The 26,004-nt window shown below is 54.4% G+C and carries 21 protein-coding genes; 6 read left to right on the forward strand and 15 right to left on the reverse strand.

Annotation, left to right across the window (positions count from 1 at the left end; translation table 11 throughout):
- Positions 1-1,197: a cytochrome P450 gene (locus ABYP39_RS00770; protein ID WP_372747699.1), complete on the reverse strand. Its 1,197-nt coding sequence runs from the start codon at positions 1,195-1,197 to the stop codon at positions 1-3.
- 293 nt (positions 1,198-1,490) lie between these two features.
- Between ABYP39_RS00770 and ABYP39_RS00775 the strand changes: the two genes are divergently transcribed.
- The 4 genes from ABYP39_RS00775 to ABYP39_RS00790 all read left to right on the forward strand — a co-directional run bounded on the left by ABYP39_RS00775 (position 1,491) and on the right by ABYP39_RS00790 (position 8,163).
- Complete coding sequence (locus tag ABYP39_RS00775) at positions 1,491-3,356, forward strand: flavin-containing monooxygenase (protein ID WP_372763758.1); 1,866 nt, start codon at positions 1,491-1,493, stop codon at positions 3,354-3,356.
- 37 nt (positions 3,357-3,393) lie between these two features.
- Entirely contained in the window at positions 3,394-4,773 is a 1,380-nt protein-coding gene (locus ABYP39_RS00780; RefSeq protein WP_372780771.1) for an SRPBCC family protein, read from the forward strand.
- Positions 4,774-4,963: 190 nt separating this feature from the next.
- On the forward strand, positions 4,964-6,703 hold the full coding sequence (locus ABYP39_RS00785) for a thiamine pyrophosphate-binding protein (protein WP_372780772.1): 1,740 nt from the start codon (positions 4,964-4,966) through the stop codon (positions 6,701-6,703).
- Positions 6,704-6,732: 29 nt separating this feature from the next.
- Complete coding sequence (locus ABYP39_RS00790) at positions 6,733-8,163, forward strand: aldehyde dehydrogenase family protein (RefSeq protein WP_372780773.1); 1,431 nt, start codon at positions 6,733-6,735, stop codon at positions 8,161-8,163.
- 33 nt (positions 8,164-8,196) lie between these two features.
- On the opposite strand, the gene ABYP39_RS00795 is transcribed toward ABYP39_RS00790, so the two are convergent.
- From ABYP39_RS00795 to ABYP39_RS00860, 14 genes are all read right to left on the reverse strand, one after another.
- The gene (locus ABYP39_RS00795) at positions 8,197-9,009 is read right to left on the reverse strand and encodes an SDR family oxidoreductase (RefSeq protein WP_372749994.1); all 813 of its coding nucleotides are present in this window, start codon (positions 9,007-9,009) and stop codon (positions 8,197-8,199) included.
- A 53-nt stretch (positions 9,010-9,062) separates the two neighbouring features.
- Entirely contained in the window at positions 9,063-10,325 is a 1,263-nt protein-coding gene (locus ABYP39_RS00800; protein ID WP_372758557.1) for an MFS transporter, read from the reverse strand.
- Positions 10,326-10,365: 40 nt separating this feature from the next.
- Entirely contained in the window at positions 10,366-11,172 is an 807-nt protein-coding gene (locus tag ABYP39_RS00805) for an IclR family transcriptional regulator (protein ID WP_372780774.1), read from the reverse strand.
- Complete coding sequence (locus tag ABYP39_RS00810; protein ID WP_372780775.1) at positions 11,172-11,927, reverse strand: carboxymuconolactone decarboxylase family protein; 756 nt, start codon at positions 11,925-11,927, stop codon at positions 11,172-11,174. The genes ABYP39_RS00805 and ABYP39_RS00810 overlap by 1 nt, the downstream gene beginning before the upstream one ends.
- A gap of 69 nt (positions 11,928-11,996) precedes the next feature.
- The gene (locus ABYP39_RS00815; protein WP_372780776.1) at positions 11,997-12,956 is read right to left on the reverse strand and encodes an SRPBCC family protein; all 960 of its coding nucleotides are present in this window, start codon (positions 12,954-12,956) and stop codon (positions 11,997-11,999) included.
- Positions 12,953-14,653, reverse strand: coding sequence for an FAD-binding protein (locus tag ABYP39_RS00820; protein ID WP_372749687.1), 1,701 nt, complete (start codon positions 14,651-14,653; stop codon positions 12,953-12,955). The genes ABYP39_RS00815 and ABYP39_RS00820 overlap by 4 nt, the downstream gene beginning before the upstream one ends.
- A gap of 28 nt (positions 14,654-14,681) precedes the next feature.
- Positions 14,682-15,422 carry an SDR family NAD(P)-dependent oxidoreductase gene (locus ABYP39_RS00825; protein ID WP_372758554.1) on the reverse strand — a complete coding sequence of 247 codons (741 nt, stop codon included), beginning with the start codon at positions 15,420-15,422 and terminating at the stop codon, positions 14,682-14,684.
- Between the two features lie 32 nt (positions 15,423-15,454).
- A complete protein-coding gene (locus ABYP39_RS00830; RefSeq protein ID WP_372780777.1) occupies positions 15,455-16,270 on the reverse strand; it encodes a TauD/TfdA dioxygenase family protein in 816 nt (271 codons plus the stop codon).
- Between the two features lie 152 nt (positions 16,271-16,422).
- Positions 16,423-17,037, reverse strand: a complete 615-nt coding sequence (locus ABYP39_RS00835) for a TetR/AcrR family transcriptional regulator (protein WP_372780778.1) — start codon at positions 17,035-17,037, stop codon at positions 16,423-16,425.
- Positions 17,038-17,123: 86 nt separating this feature from the next.
- Entirely contained in the window at positions 17,124-17,891 is a 768-nt protein-coding gene (locus ABYP39_RS00840) for an enoyl-CoA hydratase/isomerase family protein (RefSeq protein WP_372780779.1), read from the reverse strand.
- Positions 17,892-17,982: 91 nt separating this feature from the next.
- Positions 17,983-19,149: an acyl-CoA dehydrogenase family protein gene (locus tag ABYP39_RS00845; RefSeq protein WP_372765172.1), complete on the reverse strand. Its 1,167-nt coding sequence runs from the start codon at positions 19,147-19,149 to the stop codon at positions 17,983-17,985.
- Positions 19,150-19,257: 108 nt separating this feature from the next.
- Positions 19,258-20,448: a CaiB/BaiF CoA transferase family protein gene (locus ABYP39_RS00850; protein ID WP_372748673.1), complete on the reverse strand. Its 1,191-nt coding sequence runs from the start codon at positions 20,446-20,448 to the stop codon at positions 19,258-19,260.
- A gap of 96 nt (positions 20,449-20,544) precedes the next feature.
- Entirely contained in the window at positions 20,545-22,323 is a 1,779-nt protein-coding gene (locus ABYP39_RS00855) for a thiamine pyrophosphate-binding protein (protein WP_372780780.1), read from the reverse strand.
- Positions 22,324-22,360: 37 nt separating this feature from the next.
- A complete protein-coding gene (locus ABYP39_RS00860) occupies positions 22,361-23,719 on the reverse strand; it encodes an SRPBCC family protein (RefSeq protein ID WP_372780781.1) in 1,359 nt (452 codons plus the stop codon).
- Between the two features lie 255 nt (positions 23,720-23,974).
- On the opposite strand from ABYP39_RS00860, the gene ABYP39_RS00865 reads away from it, so the two are divergent.
- Both ABYP39_RS00865 and ABYP39_RS00870 read left to right on the forward strand, forming a co-directional pair.
- The gene (locus tag ABYP39_RS00865; RefSeq protein ID WP_372780783.1) at positions 23,975-24,745 is read left to right on the forward strand and encodes a GntR family transcriptional regulator; all 771 of its coding nucleotides are present in this window, start codon (positions 23,975-23,977) and stop codon (positions 24,743-24,745) included.
- A gap of 38 nt (positions 24,746-24,783) precedes the next feature.
- The coding region (locus ABYP39_RS00870) for an AMP-binding protein (RefSeq protein WP_372780782.1) at positions 24,784-26,004 on the forward strand (1,221 nt) is incomplete at its 3' end.

Raw genomic sequence — 26,004 nt, forward strand, 5'->3', positions numbered from 1 at the left:
TTAGCCTATGATGACCGGCATGTTGTCCCAGCCGCGGGTTGAAGATGAGGAAGACAGCTTGGCGTTCTCCAAATCTACGGTCCAGTCCGGGAAGCGTTTCAGGATTTCCTCCAACGCAACACGACCTTCCACGCGCGCTAACGCAGCACCTAGGCAGGCATGTACGCCACGACCAAAAGTAATGTGCGGCGGATCTTTGCGGTGAATATCAAATTGCTCGCCATTGGTGTAACGATCTTCATCGCGGTTGGCCGAGGCCAGCAGAAACAGCATGACGCTGCCCGCAGGCACGACCTGTCCATGAATTTCGACATCTTGAGTAACGTGGCGGGCAACGGAGGGGCCGGGCGGTTCCATGCGCAGGATTTCCTCAATGGCCGGGTTGATCAGCTTGGGGTCTGCGGCAATTTGGCGGCGTTGCTCTGGGTTTTCTCCTAGCAGCTTGCCCATCCAGCCAATCAGCTTGGCGGTGGTTTCGTTGCCGGCGCCGGCTATCACGTTAACAAAGATCAGTACTTCATCGCGGGTGAGTTTGCGCTTGACGCCTTCCGGGTCAGTGAATTCAGCATTGAGCAGCTCGGTCATCAGGTCGTCTGAGGGATTCTGCATGCGCCAGTCGATATAGTCCTCAAAACCTTCACCGGTATAGGAGGCCTGCTCGGCTGTCATTGGCTTGCCTTCTTCAGTACGCAGAGATGACTCAATACGCTCACGCACGGCCTGCTGATCCTGCTCGGGAATGCCCAGCAGCATGCCGATAACACCGCCAGGCAGGTGGTCACCCAGATCGGAGATAAAGTCGATTTTGTCCTTGCCGACCAATGGATCGAGGCACTTGGCGCAAAAATCGCGAATCTGTTGCTCAAGGGCATTCATGCGCTTGGGAGTGAAAACCCGGGTCACGATGCTGCGATAAGCGGTATGCATCGGCGGATCGTGCCAGATAAACATGCCCGGCGGTACGTCGATGTCTTCACGGATGAATTCCATGATGTCGCTGCGCGCTGAACTGAAAATCTCGGTGTTGCCAAAGTGCTTGTCGATATCTGCAAATTTGCTCAGCGCATAGAAGTTGTACTCCTCGTTGAAGTAGAGGGGAGCTTCGTTGCGCATGCGCTTGAATGTGGGGTAGGGGTCTTTGCCCAGGTCTGGGCGGTAAGGGTCCCAGTATACGGGGCCGTCGGTCTGTGCGCTCATAAAATGAAAACCTTGTCGTTATAGCCAGCGGTTAGTGCATTGGTGCCCGTGACAAGGCCCCAACTGTCTTTAAAAGAGTCGCTTTATTAAAAGTGAAACTCTATGGTTCATAATTATTACCGCAACAGCCCTCGGCTGGCAATCCTTATTGATGAAAGCTTTGTAATTCGGCATAGGGGGTTTGTCAGCCTGGCAAGTAGACAACACTGTTGATTTTGTAATAGCATCCCGGTTACTCTGAATTTGTCAGGACGTATTGCCTCAATGCGTCCATGTAAGCAAAAAGGTCTGCCATGAAATGTAATCCGACTGATGTTCCACCGATTGACGAAATTGACGTTGCGGCGGTCAACGAGAAATATCGGCTGGAGCGTGAGAAGCGCCTTCGAAAGGAAGGCCAGAGTCAGTATGTGCGGCCCGTAGATAATTTTGCCGACACCTACGAAGGGGATCCGCACACTCCGGTGGCGCCTCGTGACGCCATTGTTGAGGATCTTGATGTGGCGGTATTGGGCGCGGGCTGGTCGGGGCTGACCACCTCGGTGCATCTGCGCAAAGCCGGCATCACCAGTTTTCGCAATATTGATCACGCGGGTGATTTTGGCGGTGTCTGGTACTGGAACCGTTACCCGGGTGTGCAGTGCGATAACGATGCTTACTGTTACCTGCCACTGTTGGAAGAAATGGGTTTTATGCCGTCACAGAAGTTTTCAGACGGCAAAGAAATCTATGGTTACATGCAGCAGATTGCAAAACGCTTTGAACTCTACGACAACGCCCTATTTCACACGATGGTGGAAGGCATGCGTTGGGACGAGTCCATCAAGCGCTGGCGTATTGCCACGGACCGAGGCGATGAAATCCGCGCCCGCTTTGTGATTATGGCCAACGGCCTGCTTAATATTCCGAAATTGCCGGGCATGGCGGGCATCGATAAGTTTAAAGGCAAAATGTTCCACACGGCCCGTTGGGATTACGACTATACCGGCGGTGATTACGACAACCCGGTGCTGGATAAGCTGGCCGACAAAAGGGTGGCCATTATCGGCACTGGCGCCACGGCTATTCAGGCTATTCCTTATTTGGGGAAGTATGCGAAAAAGCTCTATGTTCTGCAGCGTACTCCCTCCACTGTAGATGCACGTCCCAACCCACCGACAGATGCACAGTGGGTCAAAGCCTTGAAACCGGGCTGGCAGGCCGAGCGACAGGCCAATTTTCATCGCGCGGCCATGGAATCCACCATCCTGCCTGGCGATACAGACCTGATTTGCGATTTCTGGACTGAGATTGCCCGCAATATGTCTGCAGAAATGGAGGCAGAAGGCTGGCCCCAACTTTCCGTTGAGCAGTTTATGGAGCGTCGCAGCCAAATGGAGCACCGGGTGATGGAGCGTATGCGTCGTCGGGTGGAAAAGCTGATCGACGACAAGGATACCGCCGAGGCGCTCAAGCCCTGGTACCGATTCCTGTGTAAGCGCCCGCTGTCAAACAACGAATATTACGCCACCTTCAATCAGCCTAATGTGGAGCTCATTGATGTTGCCGAAACACAGGGCGTCGAAGCCATGACTGAACACGGTTTTATTGCCAACGGTCAGGAATACGGCATCGATTGCATGATTTTTGCCAGCGGCTTCGAGGTGACCAGTGACCTGGACCGGCGCTGGGGTATCGACGTATTCGAAGGTCGCGACGGAACCTCCATCTACGATCATTGGGCGGATGGCTACAAAACGCTGCACGGTATGACCACCAGTAAGTTCCCCAATATGTTCTTTATCGGTTACTACCAAGGCGGCCTCAACGCCACCACGACCGAGCAGTACAGTAAGCAGGGTGAGCACATCACTTATATGATCAAAACCGGGCTTGAGCGCGGCATCCTGGCGATGGAACCCAGTGAGGAAGCTGAAGCGGCTTACGTAAAACACCTGCGCGAAACGGCCATCGACAATACTGACTTTGTGAAGGAGTGCACCCCCAGTTATTTCAATAATGAGGGGGAAGCCAAAGTAAACAGCAAGGGTGAACCTATTTATCGCTTCTATCTCGGCGAGGGATATGGGCCAGGCTGGGCAGCGTTTCAAAAGTTACTTGCAGACTGGCGACAAGCCGGTAATCTTGACGGGCTTATGCTCGACACTGATGACCAATAGTGTCGTCAATATCGGGCAATGCAAATCGGAGGATGTCATGGATAAGTATAGAGAACTGACGGACGAAGATCTGGGCGAGCCACTGACCTATCCGGTGGAGGCCTTTGTTTCTAGAAAATACGCTGAGCAAGAAAAAGAACTGCTGTGGCCCAAGGTCTGGAACATGGCTGCGCGGGAAGAAGATATTCCCGAGGTGGGTGATTTCATCACCTACAATATTGCCGACGATTCTATTGTCATCATCCGTGTCGATGACAATGAACTGCGAGCTTTTCACAACGTGTGTCCCCACCGTGGTCGACAGCTGGTGAATACGCCAGACGACGTGAACTGCGTAACAGGAAAAAAGAAAAATTTTGTCTGCGGCTTCCATGGTTGGACTTACGATCTTGAAGGCAACAACACATTTATCCTCGATAAAGACGATTGGAAAGGCGCATTAGAGAAAAAGGAGCGCACCTGTCTGTCGCCTGTAAAAGTCGATACTTGGGGTGGCTGGATCTATATCAATATGGATCCGGATTGCGAGCCGCTACTGGATTTTCTCGGCGAAGTGGACCGTATTTTAAGTCCATACCAGTTTGAGAAAATGCGTTATAAATGGCGGCAGTGGGCGATTTACCCCTGTAACTGGAAAACCGCGATCGAAGCCTTTATGGAGCCATACCATGTGTCTGGAACGCACTCCCAGTTGCTGAAATACGGCCAGTTCTATGCCTACAGTAAACCGTACGGCTTGCACGGCGTCAGTGGCTTTGATGAACGTGATGCCAGCAAGAAGACCGCACAGAGCAGCGGCGTTGCCCGGGCCGGTCTGGGCGATCCCCGCATCTCTACCTACGAATTGGCGAAAGAAAACTACGAAACGGTTAACTTTGCCGCTTCTACCGAAACTCTGATCAATGCCGCCAGTCGTCTGAAAGACGAGTTGCCTGAAGGCACGCCAGTGCAAGACGTAATGAGTCATTGGATGAAGTCGGCGAAAGCCGACGACGCAAAACGCGGAGTCATCTGGCCAGAGATCACCCCTGAACAGCAATCAGAAGCCGGCCTGGCCTGGAGCTTGTTCCCGAACCAGACCATTTTGCAAGGTATTACTTTTGCGCTGTGTTACCGCACTCGGCCTTACAAGGACGATCCGAATTACTGCATTTTTGAATCCTATGCACTGGAACGTTTCCCTGAAGGTGAAGAGCCCAAAACCGAGTGGGTTTACGCCGAGCCGACGCCGGAAAAATGGGGCAAGGTGCTGGCGCAAGATTTCGCTAACATGGAATGGGTGCAGAAGGGGATGAAGTCTCGCGGTTTCCGCGGTACGCTGCCAAACCCGCATCAGGAACAGAAAATTACGAATTTTCATCGGCATTTAACCCGCTACATGAATGGGGCGGGTGCGCCGAAATTGCTGGGCGACTAATTGCAGGAATAGTCGTGGCTGGATGAATAATTGCCCCCTCGCTCTCAGGGAGAGGGCTGGGGTGAGGGTGGTTTTAATTGTGCCCACATCTCGATCTTTTCCCTGAGGCAGAAGTGGCCGAGTAGAACATTCCCCTTATAAAAGATAGTTCGCAGTTTGGCTGAATTATCGAATACTTTGGAGACCCCAAATGCCTACCCCCGTTTATGAACGCATAGTCGACCTGCTCGAAGTTGAAGGTATCAATACTCTTTTTGGTATCCCCGATCCGGGGTTTATCCATATGGCGATGACTTGTGAGGGGCGTGGCTGGAATGTCGTCGCTCCCCACCATGAGCAGGCCGGAGGGTTTATGGCAGATGCCTGGTCTCGGATGACCGGCAAACCCGGTGTCTGTTTTGGCACCCAAGGGCCCGGCATTTCCAATCTTGCCGCAGCGATGATTGTGGCGGCCAAGGAAAATTCGCCCACCATCTTCTTCGGCGGGCAACGTTCCAGTATTGCCTATCAGCGGGTGCGCAAAGGTCGAATCCAATTTATGGATCAGGTCAGCCACTTCAAACCCATGATGAAATATTGTGGCATTGTAGAAGATGCTGATCAGGTTGACGAAGTGGTGCGTGAGGCGATTCGTCAAGTCACGACCGGTAAGCCCGGTCCTGCGTATGTGGAACTGCCGCTCAGTGTCATTCATGAAGAGCGAGACTGGTTGCCAGCGCTAGCGCCTGAGCAATACCGTTTGACCTATCAGCCCGCCGGCGGTCCGTCGATTGAAAAGGCCGCTGAGCTGATTCGTCAGGCTAAAAATCCGGTATTACTGGTAGGTCAGGGGATGTTCACCTCCCGTTCGCACGAGGTGGTGGGTAAGCTGGCCAAACTGATGGCCTGCCCCATCCTGCAGACGTCAGGCTGCGCCATGACCATCAAAGGCATGGAAGACCGCACCTTTGCCTACGGCTTTTCGCCAGCGGGAGTCGCAGCGGCAGAAGCATCGGATCTGTGTATCGCGATCGGCACCGAGCTGGGTGAGCCTTCCCATATGGGCATAGGTCGCCACTGGGAAAAGAACGACGCCAATCGCAAGTGGATCTACATCGAGCGTGACACGATGGCCTTTGGCGTTAACCGGCCGATTGATGTGCCGTTAGTAGGCGACCTGCGAGATGTGGTGCCGCAGCTGATTAACGCGATCAAGTCGACGCCACGCGAACCGTCAGCGGAATTCAACAGCTGGGTTCAGTTGCAGAAAGATTTTAAAGCGAAGCTGCGCGCCGAAGTGCCTAGCAATCGCGACATGATCCACCCGGCTAAATTTATCTTTGAAGCCACCCGCACCTTGCCCGCGAACACGATCTATGCGGCTGACGGGGGTTCTGTGACTATCTTCGGCTGGACTTATACTCAGTACGCGCCGAGCGATTTGGTATGGAATCAGAATACAGGGCATCTGGGTACCGGATTGCCCTATGCGATTGGCGCCGCCATTGCGTCTAACGGCGAGCGTCCAGTGGTACTGGTAACCGGTGATTCCTCTTTTATGTTTCACATTGCCGAGCTGGAAACCGCGGTGCGGAAAAATCTTCCAGTAGTGGTGGTCGTGGGCGTTGATAACGCCTGGGGCCTAGAGGTGGGGTGCTGGCGCAAGCAAGTAGCGCCGGATTCACCTGAAACAGAAGCCCACTGGGGTAAAACAGTTCGTTTTGACACTATTGCCAAAGGCTTTGGCGCCGAAGGCGTGTTTGTGGACTGTGAAAGCGATATTGCACCGGCGGTTGAAGCGGCTGTGGCCAGCGGCAAATGCACCGTAATTCATGTGCCTATTGATCCGGTGGCAAATGCCATGGAAGCACCGAACTATGAAGAGTTTAAATCCTGGTATACCGATTTCAAACCAGGCTACGGAGCCGATGCAGCTGACGTAGCTTACTGAAAAAATAACCTGCCCAAAGGATTAGAGTCATGCGTGAATATCTGCAGTTCTACATTGATGGTCAATGGGTAGATCCCATTGAAATGACCGCAACCGAAACCATTAATCCGGCTACTGAGGCCGTATCTGGCAAGATCGCGCTGGGAACCAAAGCTGATGTGGATCGCGCCGTGGCGGCTGCCAAGAAAGCGTTTGCGAGCTGGTCGCAAACGACTAAAGAAGAGCGTCTGGCATTGTTGGAGCGCATTCAGGCCGAATACGAAAAACGTCAGAGCGACCTTGGCGCAGCGATCACCGAAGAAATGGGTGCGCCCCAAGCTCTGGCGCAGGGCTTTCATTGCGCACTCGGCGCAGGTCACTTGGGTACCGCTATTGACGTGCTGAAAAATTTCGATTTCGAAGAGCTCAAAGGTCAAACCATGGTGCGTTATGAACCAGTGGGTGTCTGCGCTATGATTACGCCTTGGAACTGGCCCGTTAATCAGATAGCGGTGAAGGTATTCCCGGCAATCGCAGCGGGCTGCACAGTGGTACTGAAGCCTTCACAGGAAGCCCATTTTTCCGCCCAGATATTTACTGAAATCATGGATGCCGCAGGCGTTCCAGCGGGCGTCTTTAATCTGGTTCAGGGTAAAGGGTCGGTGATTGGCACTGAGCTGTCGCGTCACCCCGATGTGGATATGGTTTCCATTACCGGCTCGGAAGGTGCTGGTATCGAAGTGGCGCGTAACGCCGCCGATACCGTTAAACGTGTAACCCAGGAACTGGGCGGCAAAAGTGCATTGATTGTGCTCGATGACGAGCAGTTTGCGGAGAATGTGGGCAAGGGTGTTGCCGGCATGATGATGAACTCCGGGCAAACGTGCAGTGCGACAACACGTTTGCTGGTGCCAAAGGCACGTATGGCCGAGGCAATCGAAGCCGGAAAGGCTGCCATAGCGGGTGTTACTGTGGGTGACCCAAACGGCGAGTTTTCAATGGGGCCTGTGGTTTCAAAGGCTCAGTTCAATTCGATCCAACAGTATATCGAAAAAGGTATTGAAGAAGGTGCCACGCTGGTCGCTGGCGGCACAGGCCGTCCTGAAGGTCTGGACAAAGGCTGGTATGTCAAACCAACCCTGTTTGCCAATGCGACTAACGAGATGACTATTGCGCGTGAAGAAATCTTCGGTCCGGTGCAGGTGATTATCGGTTACGACGATCTTGACGATGCCATTCGCATCGCCAACGACAGCGAATATGGTCTGGCCGGTGGTGTGTACGGCGCTGATTTGAAAACCTGCCAGAACGTTGCGCGCCGTATGCGAACCGGTTGGGTCTCCATTAACGACGGCTTTGACTTTAACTGCCCCTTTGGTGGTTACAAGAAAAGTGGCAATGGTCGTGAGTGGGGCGAATTTGGTTTTCACGAGTATCTGGAGATCAAAGGCATGTTGGGCTTTGTGCCAGCGGCGGAATAAGTCTTTCCTACCCCTTCGGTGGCGGCAGAGTAGCTAGGACCTCCCGGCTACGACCCCGCCATCACACAGAATATCGACACCTGTCAGATAACCCGCCTTGTCGCTCGCGCAAAATGCGAGCACATTGGCGATCTCTTCTGGTTTACCAAAGCGCTTTAGTGCGGCGGTTTTCAGCATTTCTGCTGAGCCACTTTGTTCTTCCAGTCGCCCCATGGCTGTATCAAAACTGCCTGGTGAAACCGAGACAATACGTGCGCCTTTGACGCCGAAGTCGGCGGCTCGTTTGCGGGTATACCACATCACAAAATTTTTGCTGATGCCGTAAGCAAGCCCCTTTTTGTAAAAGTCCTTGGGCATAAGCCGGGTTGGAAAGAGTGCTTTGTGCAAAAATTTTTCGGGGTTGCTCAATGCGTGTCGGTAGGCTCGTGTAGGCATCAAGGCCGTGGGCATCATGTGACCTGCCATTGATGCGACGTTGACCAGCGCAACTCCTTCACTGGCTATGTTGAGTACAGCGTCCGCGAGATAGATGGTGCCTAACGCATTGACCCGCATAATGGTTTCGGCGTCTGCCATTTGCGGGCTCAGCCCCGCAGTATGAATAACGCTGGCAAGTCGACCGAGCTTTGCCGCCTGTTTGAATAGTCCGTCGATGGAGGCGCGATCGGTTATGTCGCACACGGCGCTATCGGCCGAGATATTCAATGCATGCAATTCGGCCAGGGCATTGTCGAGCCGCTGTTGATCTACATCGGCCAACAGCACAGTGTGATCAGCGCCGAGAATTTTCGCTGTAGCGAGGCCCATGCCGCCTGCGCCACCGGTGATAATGGTTACTGGCTTCATTCAGAAATGTCCTTGCGCCTGTCGGCTATGTATCGTTACGCGAATCGCTGCCGTTATCCGGCCTCAGCTTCGGCCATTTTTGCCAGTCGGGCATCTGCGGTGGGTGTGGAAGCCAGTGAAAATAGCGCAATCGCGCTTAGGCCCATTAACACGGCAGTGAGCATCAGAAATTGATCGTAGCTCTGGTAGTGATCGTACAGTGCACCAGCCCCCAGTGGACCGAATGCGGTGCCCATGGACAGCGCCATTACCATGGCACCATACAGCGCACCAAAGTTTTTCAAGCCGAAATACTTGGCGGCGAGATAGGCAATCACATCGACTTCCGATCCAAGTGTCAGTCCGAAAATGATTGCCGCCAGCGTCTGGTTGAGCGTGCTGGCGCCGTCGGTAAGTAACAGAGCGCAGGCAATAATCGGAATGATAAAAGCGATAGCGCCCACCAGATGGCCGGGAAACCGGTCGAGAAGAAACCCGGTGCCGAGTCGTCCCACCAGTGAAAAAATGCCAATTAACGAAGCAACACTCGCCGCCTTCAGCGGTTCGGCCCCGCTGTCTGTCAAAATAGGAACGAAGTGGACAACAGTGCCGATGGCGGTAAACGCGAAGAAGCCACCCGCCATGACAAGTTTATATAGTGCGCCGGAACGCAAGCCCTCTTGCAATGTTAAGCCAGTGAGTACGGTTTCTTTTCTGTCGTCGTTTGCGTTGGCGAGCACTTCATCTTGTGCCCCTTTAAAACAGAAGAACATAAAGGGCAGTATCAGTGCCAGCCAGCCCATGCTCAGGCCCAGATAAGCGCCGCGCCAGCCGAACTTGGCGATCAGCACGGTGGCAATAAAGGGAAAGATAGTAGCCGCAAGCGACGCGCCGGACAGGGTAATGGCAAGCGCGAGCCCGCGCGAGGCAACAAAGCGGCTGTTAACGGCGCTGGTCCATACGGTGGCCTGCACCCAAAGCGTGGCGAAGGCCAGTATTACCCAGAGGATTGTCCAGTTTGCCTGGTCGCCGGTTGCCGTACTGAGCAGTGCAACTGCACCACACATGGCGGTCACACCGAATAAACCTACGCGGCGCGGGCCAATGCGATCTACCAGAATGCCTATAGGGATGCAGAATATTGCGCTGAGAAATGCTGCGATGGTAATACCAGAGGAAACCTGCGCTCGTGACCAACCAAATTCCTGGGTAATCGGTTCGATAAAGGGACCCATGGAATAGACATACATGACGGCGGTGGCATAACCCAGCCCGGCAGATACCGGCACGAACCAAAAGTTTTGCCATTCAGCTTTCGCGGAGTGGGTGGGGTTCATCTGTTATTATCCTCTTGCTTTGGGAGCGTTCGTTAATCTCTCAGGAATGTATTTCGCCGCATAGTTGTTCTGATAGCTGGCGCGCAGATGCCAGCAGGGTCTGCTGTAATTCCGGTAGACCGGATCGCTGCAGTGCGCTGCCAAGACCAATGGCGACTAGAGCGTGACTGAGCTTGTCCCGGGATTTCCACACCGGCGCGGCCAGCACGGTGACCCCCGAGATATAGTTACCTTCATCCACTGCAAAGCCCTGCTGACGCGTGGTATCAATTTGTGCCAGCCATTGTTTGAACGAGGGTGGGTCGTCCCACCGCAGGGCGCGAAAACGCGCTTCGAGCTCATCATCGGGAATATCCCCAAACGCCGCTATACAGCGGCCAGTGGCACTGATCAGTGCTGGAAAGCGACTGCCAATCTGGGCGCTAATTTGAAAAGTGTTGCCGGATTGGGCATTTGCCACCACGACGATATGTTCCAGACCGACAATGTGGACGCCCAAAACGGTGACATCAAACTGTTGGCTCAGACGATTCAGGGCAGGCTGTGCCAAGTCGGTAAACTGATTGCGGCGTAGCCAGTGGCGGGCCAGCGTCAGTACGCCGGCCTCGAGCGAGTAACGTTTGGTATCGGGATCAAAGGCGACAAACTCTTCATCGACGAGTGCGCGCAGCACATATAGGCATGTGCTGGGTACGAGATTCAGCGTGCGGGCAATGGCCTGCAAGCCCAGTGGCGTTTCACTTTTTCCTAACAGGCGCATAATGGCGGCGGCGCGAGAAATGGCCGGGGCCTTGCTTTTTTTTACGGTGCCTGCCAGTTCACTGGCCTTGTCTGCATTGTCTGGCATCAGTTTTCGCTTTCCAGTTTGTTTAGAAAAACCGGGATCAAGGGGTCGTAGCTTTCCATTCCGGAATCGAGAGGGATTGCAAAGGTGTTGATTGCGCTGCTGAGCATGGCATAGGTGCCGGCCAGGAAAACCATATCCATGATCTGTCGGTCGTTAAAATGGGCACTAAGTCTGTCCAAAGTGTCAGTGCTGATTTTTGCCTGAAGAAACAGCTCGTCAGCAGCGCGAATTAGCAGGGCGTCCTGCGAGTCCCAGGTCTCGGCGCTGGCGCCATCGATCAACCGCAGCAATTGGGTGTCACTCAACCCGGCCCGGCGCCCAAGAATAATGTGCTGGGCAAACTCGTTATCCGCGCGGCGCAGGCGCGCGGTGCGCAGAATCAGGATTTCTTTGTCGCGAAAGCTCAGGGAGGTGCCAGCAGAAACATGCCGGTTCAGCGTAAGGTAGGCCTTGGCCAGCTCTGGATAATGGGCCAGAAAGCCCAGGGTATTACGGCCGCGCAGGTCGTCGCTACCTTCTTTCCATTTGCCCAGAACAAAGTCTCGGCTAGAGGGAAAAGCGCCCAGTGCATCCATAATCTCTTCGTCCCATTGTTCTGGTGGAATCGGCTGCAGGTGGGCTGTTTTGTCACTGGGCATGGCTTGGGCCTTGTTGGTTTTCAGGGGCTGACCTTCCGCCAGCGCGACCTCACTATTAAACAGTACTGTACAATAAAATAACAGGGCCGTAGAACAACCAAAAGCGCATTTTTGCATGATATGGAGGCAACCTGGCTGGTGGAGGTAAGTGCTGGGCGCAGTGTACGTGGCCCAGCCGAATTATGCTTAAGTGCCGGATTGGCTATCGGCAATCAGTGGCCACAGTACGTCGTCGGCGAGTTTATTGCAGAAGTATTCGTTTACTTGCTGAATTTTCCCGTTCTTCAGCGTGAACACCATGCAATATTGGTTGTGATACTCGACGCCGGTAAAGGTTTTTCCGTTGCCCTCGAATTCGACGATGACGCGTTCTCCCTCCCCGGTAACGGTTAGAATGTCGGGCTGCAGGCCCGCTGGGAAGAGTTGGGTGAAGGCTTCTATGGTACCCACAATGGTGTCGTATTCCCGTACGCCGGAGAAGTTGCCGTAACCTTTGGCCACGGTGATGGCATCGCTGTTCAGGCAGCCTGCGGCAGTTTCTCGATCGCCAGCGCCCATCGCCTGAATAAATGTTAGTACCAAAGATTTGTGGTTTTCAATCACGGCATTGTCCTCCTCAATCACAGTGGTCCCTCGCAGCGCCAGCCACAGGTTGCCAAAATAGGTGGTGAATTTTTGCCAGATGTTGGGGCTTGTTTCCGGCTGGGTTGCCGATTCAATCTCCGCTTTCAGGCTAGAGGCGAACACCTTGGCCAGCTGCGGCAGTAGGGGTTTACTGACGGCTTCCCACATCGGTGCCATTGAGCCGCGACCGGCTACTTCAACGCCCATGGTAATGTGGGTAATGCCGGGGGCCGTAGTTTCGGCGCGGTATAGCCCGGTTCCGGAAACGGGTTCATTTTCAAGCTTGAAGGCAAAACTGACCTGCTCGGGCCCTGCCCACGCTGTTACGTCGACCAGAACATTGACCGTTTTGACCATGCCGCCGGCGCCGACCTTGATCAGCCATTTGGATTCATTGTCGTTGATGATCTGGCACTCTTTGCAACCAGGGAATAGATTGGCCCACTTTTCAATGTCTTTGACGTAGTGCCAGACCGACGTAATCGGCGCGTTGATGGCAATACTGTGTTCAGCCTGAATCATTCAAAGTCTCCGCTGGCGAGGGCTTTTGGCAACAGATCACTCGGCTTGCCGGCGGCGTGTCGGCCGGCAAGATAGCCGTGGGTTATACCCCGGGCGTTGGTGATACCGCTCTGCATCAGTGCGCCGTTATCTATGCGTACCTGGGAGTTGCCGGTTACGTACAGTCCGTTAATTGGCTGATTGTCCCAGCCCATCGCTCGGCAGTGCTGATCTGCCAGTATGCCACTGCCGGTAATACCGCCGCCGGCCATACGGTGCAGGCGTACGGCATAGTACGGTCCCTGATTAATCGGCCCCATATTGGGGTTGGGTTTGTGGTTCGGATCACCGGCCATCATCGCGCCCCAGGGGAAGGTGCCACGTTTGAAATCCGGGTCTTCACCAGCTTCGCAGTAGCCGTTGTAGGTAGTGACGGTATTAAGGAGGCCTGCAGCGTCAATGCCGGTTTTCTCGGCCAGCTCTTCTAGGGTATCTGCGGTGACACCCAGTTCAGCGGGCATCCGCTCTCCGGGCATCACAGAACCAAACGGATATTTCTGACGTGATTGATGATCCATCACGACCCAGCAGGGATAGTTTTTATAGGTTTGCGTCATCGCATCGATTTCTTCCAGGCCAAAATAGACCGAGCGATAGAAGGCCTCATTAGCAAAGCGCTGGCCCCGCGAGTTCACCACCAGTGAGTGGGGCATGCCCATAAACGGCAGGGCGCCTCGCCAGAGTGGTACGCCTTCTTCCTGCTCTTCGCCCGGCACATGAAACCCCAGCATACTCACATCGGGAACCCGGGCGATTTGTGCGCCGGCCTCGCCGGCCATGCGCAGGTGTGTACCCTGAATCGAATCCATCACCATCGACACAGGATCGAGCATGGCACCGATTCGACGGCTAAGTTCTTTCTTGCGCTCAAAACTGCTGACGCCGATTACTACGCCACGATTGGCTTTCACAAAAAGTTCCCGTTCGCGATGTACCGCACGCACGCCGACCACGCAGTCGCCGTCCATCACCAGTTCTTCGGCCGATGTATTGGTGTGCAGGGGAATGTTGCGATCCAGTGCGCCTTTCACAAAGTACGCGGCGAGGCCGGGCCCGGCACAGCGTTCGTCCTTCGCCATGCGCTCACCCATAATGGTGTAATCCCAGTTCACCATATTGGCCATGCCGCCATTGCTGAAAATATCGTCATGAGTCATGGCGTAAGGCACATGGGGAGAAACTCGGGTTTTGTGTTGCCACTCACCGAGTGTTTCAGCGGGGAAGGGAGCAGCTTCAAGGCAGCGCCCCTCAGAGGTGCTGCCTTGAATCGAGGGGTAGTAGTAATCTGGAAGATGCCTAACCAGAATCATTTTGAGACCAATGGTCTTCTCGAAATATTCCAGTGCAACCGGGGCGTGGATGGCCTGATTGCGCACAGCCCACGCTTCGCTGTATCCCATTGCCAGATTGGTGATGTACTCAATGCCTTTTTCAACGGAGTCATCGATACCTAACGCTTTTTCGTAGTGGTTGCCGGGTATCCAGACCTCGCCCATCGAGAAGGCGGTTACGCCGCCAACTTTGTCGGATTTTTCCAGTACCAGTGCGCTCGCCCCGTGATCATGGGCCGTGATTGCGGCACCCAGTCCACTCGCTCCGGAGCCGATGCACACTACGTCGGCTTCCATGTCCCATTTTGTTGGGGGTGTTCTTATCATGTTCGCTACCTCGAAACGAGAAACTTGGTTAGTTTAAATAACGCCCGCCATTAACACTCAATGTGTGACCTGTAATGTAGTTCGCGTCTTCGCTGGCCAAATAGGCTACGGCGCTCGCGATATCTTCTGGTCGCCCGGGTCGTTTCATCGGTGTGGTTCGGGCATAGCCGTCGATATCGATCGGTGATTCCTCCAGCATGGGCGTGACGACAAAGCCAGGCGGTACGTTGTTAACCGTGACGCCTGTTTCGGCCAACTCAATGGCCAAGCCTTTGGTCAGACCGACAACACCGCCTTTTGAGGCGACATAGTGGGACATGCTTTTTGCTCCGGTTTGGGCTGAGGACGAGGAAATATTGATGATTCGCCCCCATCCCCGCTCAATCATCGCGGGAAGGAACTGCTGCGTACAGAGAAATGGTCCTTTGAGATTGATGCGCATCATGCGATCCCAGGACTCTTCGGAAATGCTGAGGAATTTTTCAAAGGCCGAAATACCGGCGTTGTTAACTAAGATATCCACTTCGCCGAGGGCCGCGCGGGTTTCTTCGGCGCAGCGTTTAACAACGGTTGCATCGGCGGCGTCACCGGTGCAGGCGATGGCTTTGTGGCCCGCAGATTCCAGCGCGCTCACCGTTTCCATTGCTGTGTCTGCGTTGAGCTCCCACACGGCGATGGCTGCTCCGTCGCGGGCTAGGCGCTCGCAGATGGCGCGTCCAATACCGCGTCCGCCGCCGGTAACTACGGCAACTTTTCCTTTCAGTGACATGATTTTCTCCTGTAGATCGATTGGACTATTGCTCAGTGGCTGAATGCTTCCTCGCCGAGCAGTGTGCAGCGGTGCATTACGCGGCCGCTGTCCAGCGGGTAGGGTTCTGCGCGGTGCAGCACGCCAGTGTTGTCCCAGATGAGTAGATCGCCTACGGTCCATTCGTGACGGTATACGAAACGTGGTTGGGTGGCCCAGTCGAGCAGTTCTTTCAGCAAGGCATCGCTCTCTTTGCGATCCATTCCGACAATATGGTCCGCGTGGCAGCCGATCACCAGTGATTTGCGGCCGGATGTATGTTCCCACACCAGTCGGTGCGTGGTGTTCGGGTTTGATCGCCAACTGGAGAGGTTGTGGTCGGTAGCCGCTATACCGGCGCGGCGCATCGACGTTTCAACGCTATGCACCACTTTGAGGTTTTCGATCCGTCTTTTCATTTCGTCGGACAGGGTTTCGTAAGCGGCATAGGAGTTGGCAAACTCGGTCTGGCCGCCAGTTTCCGACAGCACTTTTCCACTGAGCATTGTGGCGAAGGGCGGAATCCTGTCGTGTGTTCCGTCTAGGTGCCAGAGCCATGAGCCCTTTAGGTAATCGGCGTTGGCGTTCTGGTTTTTGTCGAGGGTGATTTTGTAAATACTGCGGCCCTGCTCTTGACGCAGCGTGCCTATATTGCCGGCGAGTGCCAGCTGCTGTTCGTCTCCCGGGTTCAAGGTGCGGAACACCAGCACGCCACGGTCAATCAGGAGCTTGCGCAGTTGGGCCCCGACTTCGGGGCTAAGGAGAGTGTCGATATCAGCATGGATCTCCATGCCGATATCGTCCTTGAGGGGGGTGGCAATTAAGCGCATTTGGGGTGCTCGATAGTGGTCTCAATTAATAGTACTAACCAGTACTATTAATGGTCAAGCATTGCTGCTCAGAGCAGCTATCTGCGTATGTTCACGATGCTGAAGTTGTGTGGCGTTGTGGCGGGTGTGCCTGTTAGCGAATGGAGATATCGCTACCAGTTCTGGCGTGCGTTCAGAAGAATCTGAACCGCATCGTCCACCCAACGCTTGCGGGCGATTGCGCTAACCTTCTGATTGGTGAGCAGCACATTCATATACCAGCCGCGAATCATCAGGATAAAAACTTCAGCCACACGGGTGGCATTGCCGCAGGCGACCCCGTCGGTGTCGGCACAGGTTTCAATGTAGGCGGCAATGCGCTTGATGCCGCGTGCAGTGCGGTCCGCAGCAGCGGCGGCAAGTTCCGGGAAGCGAACGGATTCGCTTAGCATGAGTCGGTTGATGTCCTTCATTTCGTCACTGAGGCTTTTTTGCAGAATATGATTGGCGAAAGCCTTAAGGCCGGTTTCCAGATCCGGAGTTTTTGGCAGTACGGAATCGGGAGCCATGTCGGTGATCTGTTGCTGGACGATAGCGATGAACAATTCTGCTTTAGAGGAATAGCGAGAGTAGAGAGTGGTTTTTGATATGCCAGCCGCGCTCACCACCCGGTTTAATGAGGCGCCACCAAAGCCGTGTTCGCGAAATTCCGCCATTGCTTCCTCTAGGATTTTTCGCTCTATCGCAGCGATATCCTGCTGGCGCGGGCGGCCTTTGGTTGTTTTCACGGGCTGGGTGCGACGCGATGAAGCTGGCATGGTTAACCGACATACTCTGATAAAGGAGTGCGTAAGTTAACCATACTTTCACCAAATTATTTACCGCTCCATATGGGCTTGCGCTTTTCAGCAAAGGCGCGTGGGCCTTCTTGAGCATCGTAACTGTTATAACAATGTTCCGAAGCATGACGTGCCGCCTGCAGTGCCGCTGAGCGGCCCATTTCGGTAGAGAGCATGACCGTTTCGCGGGCGGCACGTACCGATAGCGGTGCGCCTTCAAGTACTTCTTGCGCCAGCGCGATGGCGGCATCCAGTACCTTGTCCGGTTCTGCGAGCCGGTTTACCAGTCCAATTTCATAAGCACGTTCGGCGGTGATGGGCTTTCCGGTCAGCAAAATCTCCATCATGATGCGCTGCGGAATCATGTGAATCAGCGGTGCGGCCCAGGGTGAGCTGCGGCCGACTTTAACTTCGGTAACGGCAAATTTGGCCCGGGTGCTGGCAACGCACAAATCGCAAGCCTGTGCAATCATCCAGCCGCCAGCGAAGGCAACACCGTTAACGGCGGCGATGGTGGGTTTGCTGAGTTCGACGGTATCGTAGGGCAGCGGAAACAGCTCGCGCGGTGGCACTTTCATGCCGGTTTCCACCATTTCCTTTAGATCGCCACCAGCGCAAAAAGCTTTGTCGCCGCTGCCGGTGAGAATGGCAATGCGTAGCGTGTCATCGCGCTCGAAGCGATCCCAGGCGTCAAATAATCCCTGGCGGATTTCCCGGCTGAGACAATTGCGGGTTTCGGGCTGGTTTAGCGTAATGATGGCGATGCCGTCGGGGCGGGCGTCGAAGCGTACGGGGTCGGACATGGTATGTTCCTGTCTATTTTTTTTGCGAGCAGCGCTCGCTCCCACCGTTGATCGTGATCTGTTGTGGGGGCGAGCTCTGCCTGCGGAGGTCTTAATAGGATTTCGGTAATTCCAAAACCTTTTCAGCAATAAAATTCAAAATCATATGCGGGCTTACCGGCGCGGTTCTGGGTATCAGTACTTCGCGTAGGTAGCGCTCCACATGATACTCCTGTGCATAGCCCATACCACCCAAAGTAAGCATGGCGGTGTGGCAGGCCTCAAATCCAGCTTCGGCGGCTAAGTATTTTCCAGTGTTGGCTTCCACACCACATTCCAGCCCCTTATCAAAAAGGTTGGCGCCCTTCATCACCATCAGGTTGGCGGCCTCTACCTGCGCCCAGCATTTGGCTAACGGGTGTTGAATGCCCTGATTCATACCAATGGGCCGATCAAATACAACGCGTTCCTGAGCATACTTGGCGGCGCGCTGGATGGCTACCCGGCCCAGTCCAATGGCCTCGGCGCCGAGCAAAATGCGTTCGGGATTTAGCCCTTTCAGAATTATTTTGAAGCCGTCGCCTTCAGCGCCAATACGGTCTTCTTCCGGGATGAAAAAGTCATTCATAAAGACCATGTTTGAGCCAACGGCGTGGCGACCCATTTTGGGTATCAGCTGAGTTTCAATTTTGCTGTGATCGATGTCGGTAAAAAACAGCGACAGACCATGGGTTTTCTTTTTCACTTCGTCCAGCGGCGTAGTGCGTGCCAACAACATCATTTTGTCGGCGACATGGGCGTTCGTAATCCAGATTTTTTCGCCTGTGACTTTATAGCCGCCGTCGCACTTTACGGCGCGGGTTTTCAGTTTGGTGGTATCCAACCCGACGTTGGGTTCGGTCACCGCAAAGCACATTTTTTGCTCGCCACTGAGGATCGGCGGGATCATGCGCTGCTGTTGTTCTTCAGTGCCGAAATGGGCGATGGGTTCCAAACTGAAAACCGGTCCGTGAATGCTCGAGGCGGCGGTCATGCCGCCGCCGGCCTCGGCCACCGCCTGCATCATAATGGCGGCTTCAGTAATACCAAGCCCAGCGCCGCCAACCGATTCTGGCATGGCGACACCGAGCCAACCGGCTTCGGCCATGGACTTGTGAAACTCAACCGGAAATTCGCCTTTGCGGTCCTGTTCCAGCCAGTATTCGTCGGAGAATTGCGAGCAGTGTTTGAGTACGGCGTCGCGTATATTTTGCTGATCTTCGGTGAGCGAAAAATCCATGATTTCACTCCTTAATGGAATTGAAGTTAAGCCTTCCCCTTCGTGGAGAAGGTTTGGATGAGGGATTGGCCCTCACCCCGACCCTCCCCCAGAGGGAGAGGGGGCGCTTTAAATTAGATCACTGCCTGTTTCGGGTAGATGTGGTTCTTCACCGGCCTTGACCATATCCAGTTCTGCCAGTATCGCATCGGTGTTTTCACCTAGCTTCGGCGTTGGCCCGGCCACTTTGCCGGGGCTTTTCGAGAACCAGGTGGGTATACCGGGAAAGCGCAGCGGGCCGTAGTCTGAATCTACGGTTTCAAAAAAGCCGATGGCGTTGAGGTGTTCGTTTTCAAATAGCTCATCGGGAGTACGCAGCGGCGCCGCAGGAATACCGAGCCGGTTCAACAGTTCCAGCCATTCGTCTGTGGTTCGTTCTAGAAAGGTTTCGCCGAGCAGGCCGTAAACTTCGTTAATACGATTGGCGCGCTGTTCCAGCTTTTCGAACTCTGGGCTTTCCCACGCGGGTTTCACCGCCTCCATAAAGAGCGACCAGTGTTTGTCGTTGTACACCAGTGCCGCAATGTAGCCGTCTTTGGTTTTGTAGGGTTTTCGGTTCGGGGCCACTGCGCGGTGGTAGTTAGCCGGGCCGAGCGGGGGGGCGAACAAGGCGCCATTGGCGTGTTCTACCAGCATGAAAGACGCCATGGTTTCAAACATGCCCACCTCCACTTCTTGACCTTCGCCGGTGCGTTCGCGGTGAAACAGTGCCATGACGGTGGAGTAAAGCGCAGTCATGCCGGCAACTTTATCTGCCATGATGGTGCCCACAAAGTTAGCGTCACCGGTAAGCAGTTGTTGCACGTAGGGCAGGCCGCAGTCTGCCTGAATAGTGTCGTCGTAGGCTGGGTGATCGGCGTTGGGACCGCGCCGGCTGTACCCGTAGCAGTTGGTGTAGACAATGTCTGGTTTGATCGCGCTGACGGCTTCGTAATCAAAGCCGAGTTTCTTGATGGCTTTACCGCGCATGGAATGAATAAAGACATCGGCGGTTTCGATCAGTTTGGTGAGCGCCTGTTTGCCTTCGTCGGAGCGCAGGTCGAGTACGACGCTGCGCTTGCCGCGATTCACATTCACAAACACTCCGCTCATGCCCGGTATCGGGCCTTTTGAAACAAAGCGGGTGTTATCGCCAGCGGGCGGTTCGATCTTGATTATATCGGCACCCATGTCCGCCATAATCTGGGTCGAATAGGGCCCCATAACCATAGCGGTCAAATCGATAACGCGTACGCCTTTTAGAGGGCCTTGGGAGGGCACGTTGTAATCCTTTTTTCTAGATACTAATAAGTCTTTGGCTCTTGCCTCACCCCTCTCCTTTGGTCGAGGGGCGGAGTGTTGAGCCAGTTCAGGTGCTTATTGTTGGCCTTCGGCATACCACGTGCGAAAACGGTCGTAGTTCGGTGTATCCAGGTTTTCGTTACCGCCGTGGTTGATCACGGGATCAATGGGTACGTGAATTACCGTGGGCTTGCCGCTGGCGAAAGCGTCGCTTACGGCTTTGCCGAGATCTTCGCCTTTTTCCACATACATGCCCTGACAACCAAGCGCTTCAGCGGCTTTGTCAAAGCGTACATCTTTGCTCCAGTGCACACCGGGTTCAGTGGTGTTGCCGTGGCCGAAAGTGCGTTTGTAAACGCCTACTTCCAAGCCCCAGGCATTGTCTACCGCAACGACTATAACCATGGGCAGTTTGAGGCGCTGTACCACTTCAAGGTCACCGATGTGATAGAGGAAGGAGGAATCGCTGGTGGTAAACAAAACCGGGCGTTTGCCACCGTCGGCGACTGAGGCGCCAATGGCGTAGGGCAGGCCGGTACCGAGGCAGCCGAAGTTCTGATTCCACACCACATCGCGCGGTTTGCTCTGCAGGTAGGTCCAGGTAAAGATTACGGTGCAGCCGCCGTCGCGCACGTGAATGGCATCTTCGGGCATGGCTTTGGTGGTTTCTATAACCCACTGACCGGTGTGAACGCGGCCGCTGGGGGTGGTGAAATCCTGTTCCGTGAGCGCTTTCAGGCGGGCGCTGTCTTCTTTAATCCAGCGTGGCAGATCCGGGTGTTCAGCGCGGGGGCTGTCTTTCAGAGCAGCGCAAAGTTGGGGCACTACCGTGCGCAAGTCGCCGACTAACGGAACATCTATGGGGCGATTCTGGCCGATCGCTTCTGCGTCCAGTTCGATATTGATCCATTTTCGGTCGGTGTTGCCTTCGGCCCACAAGTAGCCGCGTCCGTAGTGTACCGGTTCGCCAATTTCCGTGCCGATAGCCACGACGACGTCGGATTTGGCAACGATCTCATCGGCGACTTCTGCAAATAGGTAGGGGAAGGTACGATCTTCGATGCCTTCAATAAAAGCGGTGCCGCCGGAGGTTTGCAGTACCGGACAGCCCATAAGCTCAGCCAGTTCACGAACTTTCTGACCGGCGCGAGTACACTGCACGGCGTGGCCAACAAGCAAAATGGGGCACTCGGCATTTTTGATCAATTGGGCGGCATTGGCGACCATGCTGCCATCGGCGCCGGGTTCAACCAGGCGGTATTCGCTGGGTGGTAGGGCAGGTTGAACATCCAGCTCGTGGTGGATAACGTGGCCGGGGAATTCTATGTAAACAGGGCCGGGGGTGCCAGACTGGCACACGCGCAGGGCATGGCGAATAATTTCGTCGGTCTGATCTGGATACTCGATGCTGGCGCTCCACTTCACCGAGTTTTTGAACAGGTCTTCTTGCTGGATAAACTGAATGCGTCCACGACGTACGCGGCGTTCGGTGATCCGTGCGCGCTGCCCCCCCAAATAAATGACCGGTGAGTTTTCTACCAGCGAGTTCATCATGGACCCTGAAGCCAGTGCGATGCCAGGGCCAAGCGTTGAGATGCATAGGGCCGGTGTGCCGTTAATGCGGGTGTAGGCTTCGGCCATCATGCCAGCCGACAGTTCGTGGTGGGGAGTAACCACTTGCCAGCCGCGTTTCTCCGCTGCCACAAACAGGTGGACAAAGTTGGGGTCGGGAATACCAAATACGGCTTTTACGCCTTCGGCTTCAAGTAGTTCGAGCACTCGCTCATAGACTGGAATAGTGCTCTTTGCGCTGTCGTGGGTTGTTGGCGCGGAACTTTTTTCGTCTGCGTACATGCTGTTTTGCCCTTTCAAGATAGGATGTGAATACGGTTTATTTAAATTTCTTTGGCTCGCCGGTGCCCATATATCGGGCCAGATTGTGATGCAAATTGACGGTGGCGCGTTCCATGTAGGGGTTGGGCTTCGGGCCGGTAAAGCCGACGGATTTCATGCCCTGCTGGACCGCCTCCATGTTGGAGAAATCTTGCGATAGCACGTAACACCAGGCCTCTTCCGTTGGCGGGCAAAACTCCCATTCGGTGGTCGGCTCTTCGCCTTGTGGAAACAGTTCGTAAACCGCGGCTTCAAAGATGCATTTGTCGGGATCGTAGCCGTAGGGGCGTGCGCTATAGCACAGCATATTATTGACCGCATGGCCGATCTGAAAATTAGGGAATATCTGCCAGGCTGTGCCGGCTTCGCTGGCATGGGCCGGGTCAACGGTAGGCCAGATTACCCCCCGCTTTTCATCGTCAGCGCGGGCCGAGGCCAGCCAGTGTTGCAGTACCTCTGTGGGCGGTGTGCCTTCGGGTAGTTCTTCTACAAGACGCTCAGCTGCCTTGACCAGTGTTTCGGTAGTATTGGTATTGGCTTTTTCCCAGGTATATTTCTGCATTTCGGCAGTGGCGATGCGCGGATCATTCTCGGTGCCGATACGCAGCTTTCCGGACTGATTGGCATCCATATCCTTGGGGCGTTCATAGCCGATATTGCTGTGGATACCTTGCACTTTGGCCCAGCCTCGGAATTGCCCATACTGGTTGAATTCCGGGTGTGTAGTTTGTACGTGGTAGGTTTCGTTAAAGGCCTCCATGGCCACTTTCCAGTTGCAGTTGAATACGCCCCATTTGCGCCAGCGGTAGCGCATATTGTGCAATTGGTAAGGCTCAAGCATTTGCGGTACGGGCTTGAGAAAATCTGCGAGGGGTTCGCAGTCTGGATTCAAATTAACCCATAGCCAGCCGCCCCAGGTGTCTAGGTTAACGCTGCTTAGGCTGGTGCATTCCTTTGACAGTGCGCCCTGCCAATCTTCCTTGTGAGGTATATGGGTGTTCTCGCCTTCTAGATTGAAGCGCCAGCCGTGAAAGCCACAAATGAACTGGTTGCGGGTGCCTTTGGCATTGCGAGTCCCTTTTTTGACGTCGATCAGACGGCGGCCGCGGTGCGGGCAGGCATTATGGTAGGCCTGAATGGTATCGGTTGCGGTGCGAATAATAATGACGGAGTCGTCGAGTATTTCGTAGGTGAGGTAGTCGCCAATGTTTGGAATCTCTTCGACGCGACCTGCTTGGAGCCAGACTTTGCGCCACAGTTTGTCGCGCTCAGCGCGGGCATAGTCTTCTGACAAATAAGCTTCGACCGGAATGTTGGCGGCCTCGGAAAGAAATTCCGTAGGGGCATCGGTTGTCATGCGTCCTCCTGTTAGTCACGGCGCAGGCTAATTGCTCTAAGGAAAGCCTATACTTGGTCGACACTGGTGTTTATTAGTGAACCTTCGCAGTTTTTTATGGTTAATGCAATATGTCCGTACATAAAAATTGATAATCACTGTAAAACAGGGGGATATAGTTGAAATTATGAAATTGTCTTCCTTATATGTACGTACAAGCTGTATAGTTGGTTGTTGTTTTTCCGGGCTATTCTCAGGGGGTTACAGTTGCCAGATATTCCGCGCGAAACCGGTGAGCAGGGCAGTACAGTAAAAAGCAAAGCCGCTGGGCCCTTGTACCGCCAGGTTGCCCAAAGTTTGCTAGACGACATTGTTAGTGGTGCGCAGCCGGTCGGTTCGCTGCTACCTACGGAAGACGAGTTGTGCAAACGCTATGAGGTCAGTCGTCATACCGTTCGGGAGGCGCTGCGCGTACTGCGCAACGACGGCCTAGTGGAGTCGCGCCAGGGGGCGGGCACGGTTGTAATCCCTCCGAAATCGTCGGGCAGCGATATTCATCAGGTTATGTCGATTAATGACCTGCTGGCATTTGCCTCGGATGCCCGGTTTGAGGTGGACTCCATCACTATGATTCGTGTCGATGGGAAGTTGGCCGAGCGGGCCGGGCTGAACGAGGGTGACGAGTGGTTGCAGGTGCTCGGTTATCGCCGCGCTCGCACGGGTGATGAGGCTCTGTGCTGGACCGAGTATTACATCAATCGAGATTATGCTGCAGTGGGCAGGATACTGCAGCGCCATGCTGGACCGGTCTTCCCACTGATTGAAGACATGTTTGGTCTGAGCATTATTGAAGTACAACAGCAGATTTCTGCAACCCTGGTGAGCGGAAAACTTGCCGGTGGCCTGCAGGTAAAGCCGGGTTCGGCGGCGCTCGAAGTAAGGCGTACATACAAAACGTCCAGTGGCAGTAAGGCCCAGGTCACCATCAATACGCACCCGGCCGCTCGCTTTCAGCATTCGATGACCATGCGGCGTGTTAGGGGCTGAACTGCCTAACTGTCCGGTAAAATTTATTTGAGGAAACCATGTCCCAGTTGCTCTGGAAGCCATCTCAACAGCGCGTTGAAAACACGTTGCTGTACCATTTTATTTGCGCGCAACATCGCGGTTTTGAAGAAGCGGAGGATGCCTACGATGCAGTGTGGCAATGGTCACTTGATGAGCCTGAAAGTTTCTGGCGTGCCTGTTGGGATTTTTGTGGTGTAGTCGGCGACCCGGGTAGTAGCGTTATTCGCTATCCGGAACGGCTGATAGATACAGAATTGTTTCCGCAGGCTCAACTTAACTATGCGGAAAATTTGCTGGCGAGAGATATTGATGGTCCCGCCCTGATTTTTTGCAGTGAAAATGGTGAGCGTCATGAATGGTCGCGACAGGATCTGCTCGATAAGGTGTCGTGTTTGCAACAGGCGCTGAAAGCCGAGGGCGTTGGGCTAGGCGATCGGGTGGCGGGGTATTTACCGAACCTGCCCGAAACCGTTGCAGCAATGCTGGCGACGACATCGCTGGGGGCTGTTTGGTCTTCTTGTTCGCCGGATTTCGGTCTGAGCGGCCTGGTGGATCGTTTCGGGCAGATCGAACCCAAGGTTCTGTTTACGGCCGATGGCTACTGCTACAACGGAAAGCCCTTTGATTCGCTGAACACGGTGAGTGCACTGTGTGACCAGGTGGACAGTATTGCGAAAGTGGTGGTGATCCCTTATGCGAATTCGCAGCCAGATATTACTGCCTTGGGAAGTCGGGGCATATTACTGGATTCGCTCCTGACGGATTACACGCCGCAAGCGGTTTTCTATACTCGGGTTTCGTTTCGCGATCCGCTTTTTATTCTGTTTTCATCCGGTACCACCGGGCTGCCAAAATGTTTTGTGCATTCCGTTGGTGGTACGCTACTGCACCACCTGAAGGAGCATCAATTGCAAGGCGATATCCGTCCGGGAGATCGTATGCTGTATTTCACAACCTGCGGTTGGGCAATGTGGAACTGGCAGGTAAGTGCTTTGGCTTCGGGGGCATCGCTGGTGTTATTTGAAGGTTCGCCGACCTTTCCCGATGGTTACGCGCTAGCACAATTGGTTCAGCAGGAAAACGTCACCCACTTTGGTACCTCTGCCAAGTATCTGGATTCACTGGCCAAGAAAAACGTACGCCCGATTGAGCGTTTCGATTTCCCACACCTAAGAACGCTGTTTTCGACCGGATCTCCGCTGTCAGCCGATGGCTTTGTCTATGTCTACGACGCATGG

The organism is Litorivivens sp., from assembly GCF_041625495.1.
Lineage (GTDB): Bacteria > Pseudomonadota > Gammaproteobacteria > Pseudomonadales > Spongiibacteraceae > Litorivivens.

Bases quoted from the DNA above. Each gene is read 5' to 3' on its own strand.
- ABYP39_RS00820 (WP_372749687.1), bottom strand. From the start codon at position 14,653: ATGATAAGAACACCCCCAACAAAATGGGACATGGAAGCCGACGTAGTG.
- ABYP39_RS00840 (WP_372780779.1), bottom strand. From the start codon at position 17,891: ATGTCCGACCCCGTACGCTTCGACGCCCGCCCCGACGGCATCGCCATC.
- ABYP39_RS00775 (WP_372763758.1), top strand. From the start codon at position 1,491: ATGAAATGTAATCCGACTGATGTTCCACCGATTGACGAAATTGACGTT.
- ABYP39_RS00805 (WP_372780774.1), bottom strand. From the start codon at position 11,172: ATGCCAGACAATGCAGACAAGGCCAGTGAACTGGCAGGCACCGTAAAA.
- ABYP39_RS00800 (WP_372758557.1), bottom strand. From the start codon at position 10,325: ATGAACCCCACCCACTCCGCGAAAGCTGAATGGCAAAACTTTTGGTTC.
- ABYP39_RS00780 (WP_372780771.1), top strand. From the start codon at position 3,394: ATGGATAAGTATAGAGAACTGACGGACGAAGATCTGGGCGAGCCACTG.
- ABYP39_RS00785 (WP_372780772.1), top strand. From the start codon at position 4,964: ATGCCTACCCCCGTTTATGAACGCATAGTCGACCTGCTCGAAGTTGAA.
- ABYP39_RS00795 (WP_372749994.1), bottom strand. From the start codon at position 9,009: ATGAAGCCAGTAACCATTATCACCGGTGGCGCAGGCGGCATGGGCCTC.
- ABYP39_RS00770 (WP_372747699.1), bottom strand. From the start codon at position 1,197: ATGAGCGCACAGACCGACGGCCCCGTATACTGGGACCCTTACCGCCCA.
- ABYP39_RS00790 (WP_372780773.1), top strand. From the start codon at position 6,733: ATGCGTGAATATCTGCAGTTCTACATTGATGGTCAATGGGTAGATCCC.
- ABYP39_RS00845 (WP_372765172.1), bottom strand. From the start codon at position 19,149: ATGGATTTTTCGCTCACCGAAGATCAGCAAAATATACGCGACGCCGTA.
- ABYP39_RS00810 (WP_372780775.1), bottom strand. From the start codon at position 11,927: ATGCAAAAATGCGCTTTTGGTTGTTCTACGGCCCTGTTATTTTATTGT.
- ABYP39_RS00815 (WP_372780776.1), bottom strand. From the start codon at position 12,956: ATGATTCAGGCTGAACACAGTATTGCCATCAACGCGCCGATTACGTCG.
- ABYP39_RS00825 (WP_372758554.1), bottom strand. From the start codon at position 15,422: ATGTCACTGAAAGGAAAAGTTGCCGTAGTTACCGGCGGCGGACGCGGT.
- ABYP39_RS00860 (WP_372780781.1), bottom strand. From the start codon at position 23,719: ATGACAACCGATGCCCCTACGGAATTTCTTTCCGAGGCCGCCAACATT.
- ABYP39_RS00830 (WP_372780777.1), bottom strand. From the start codon at position 16,270: ATGCGCTTAATTGCCACCCCCCTCAAGGACGATATCGGCATGGAGATC.
- ABYP39_RS00855 (WP_372780780.1), bottom strand. From the start codon at position 22,323: ATGTACGCAGACGAAAAAAGTTCCGCGCCAACAACCCACGACAGCGCA.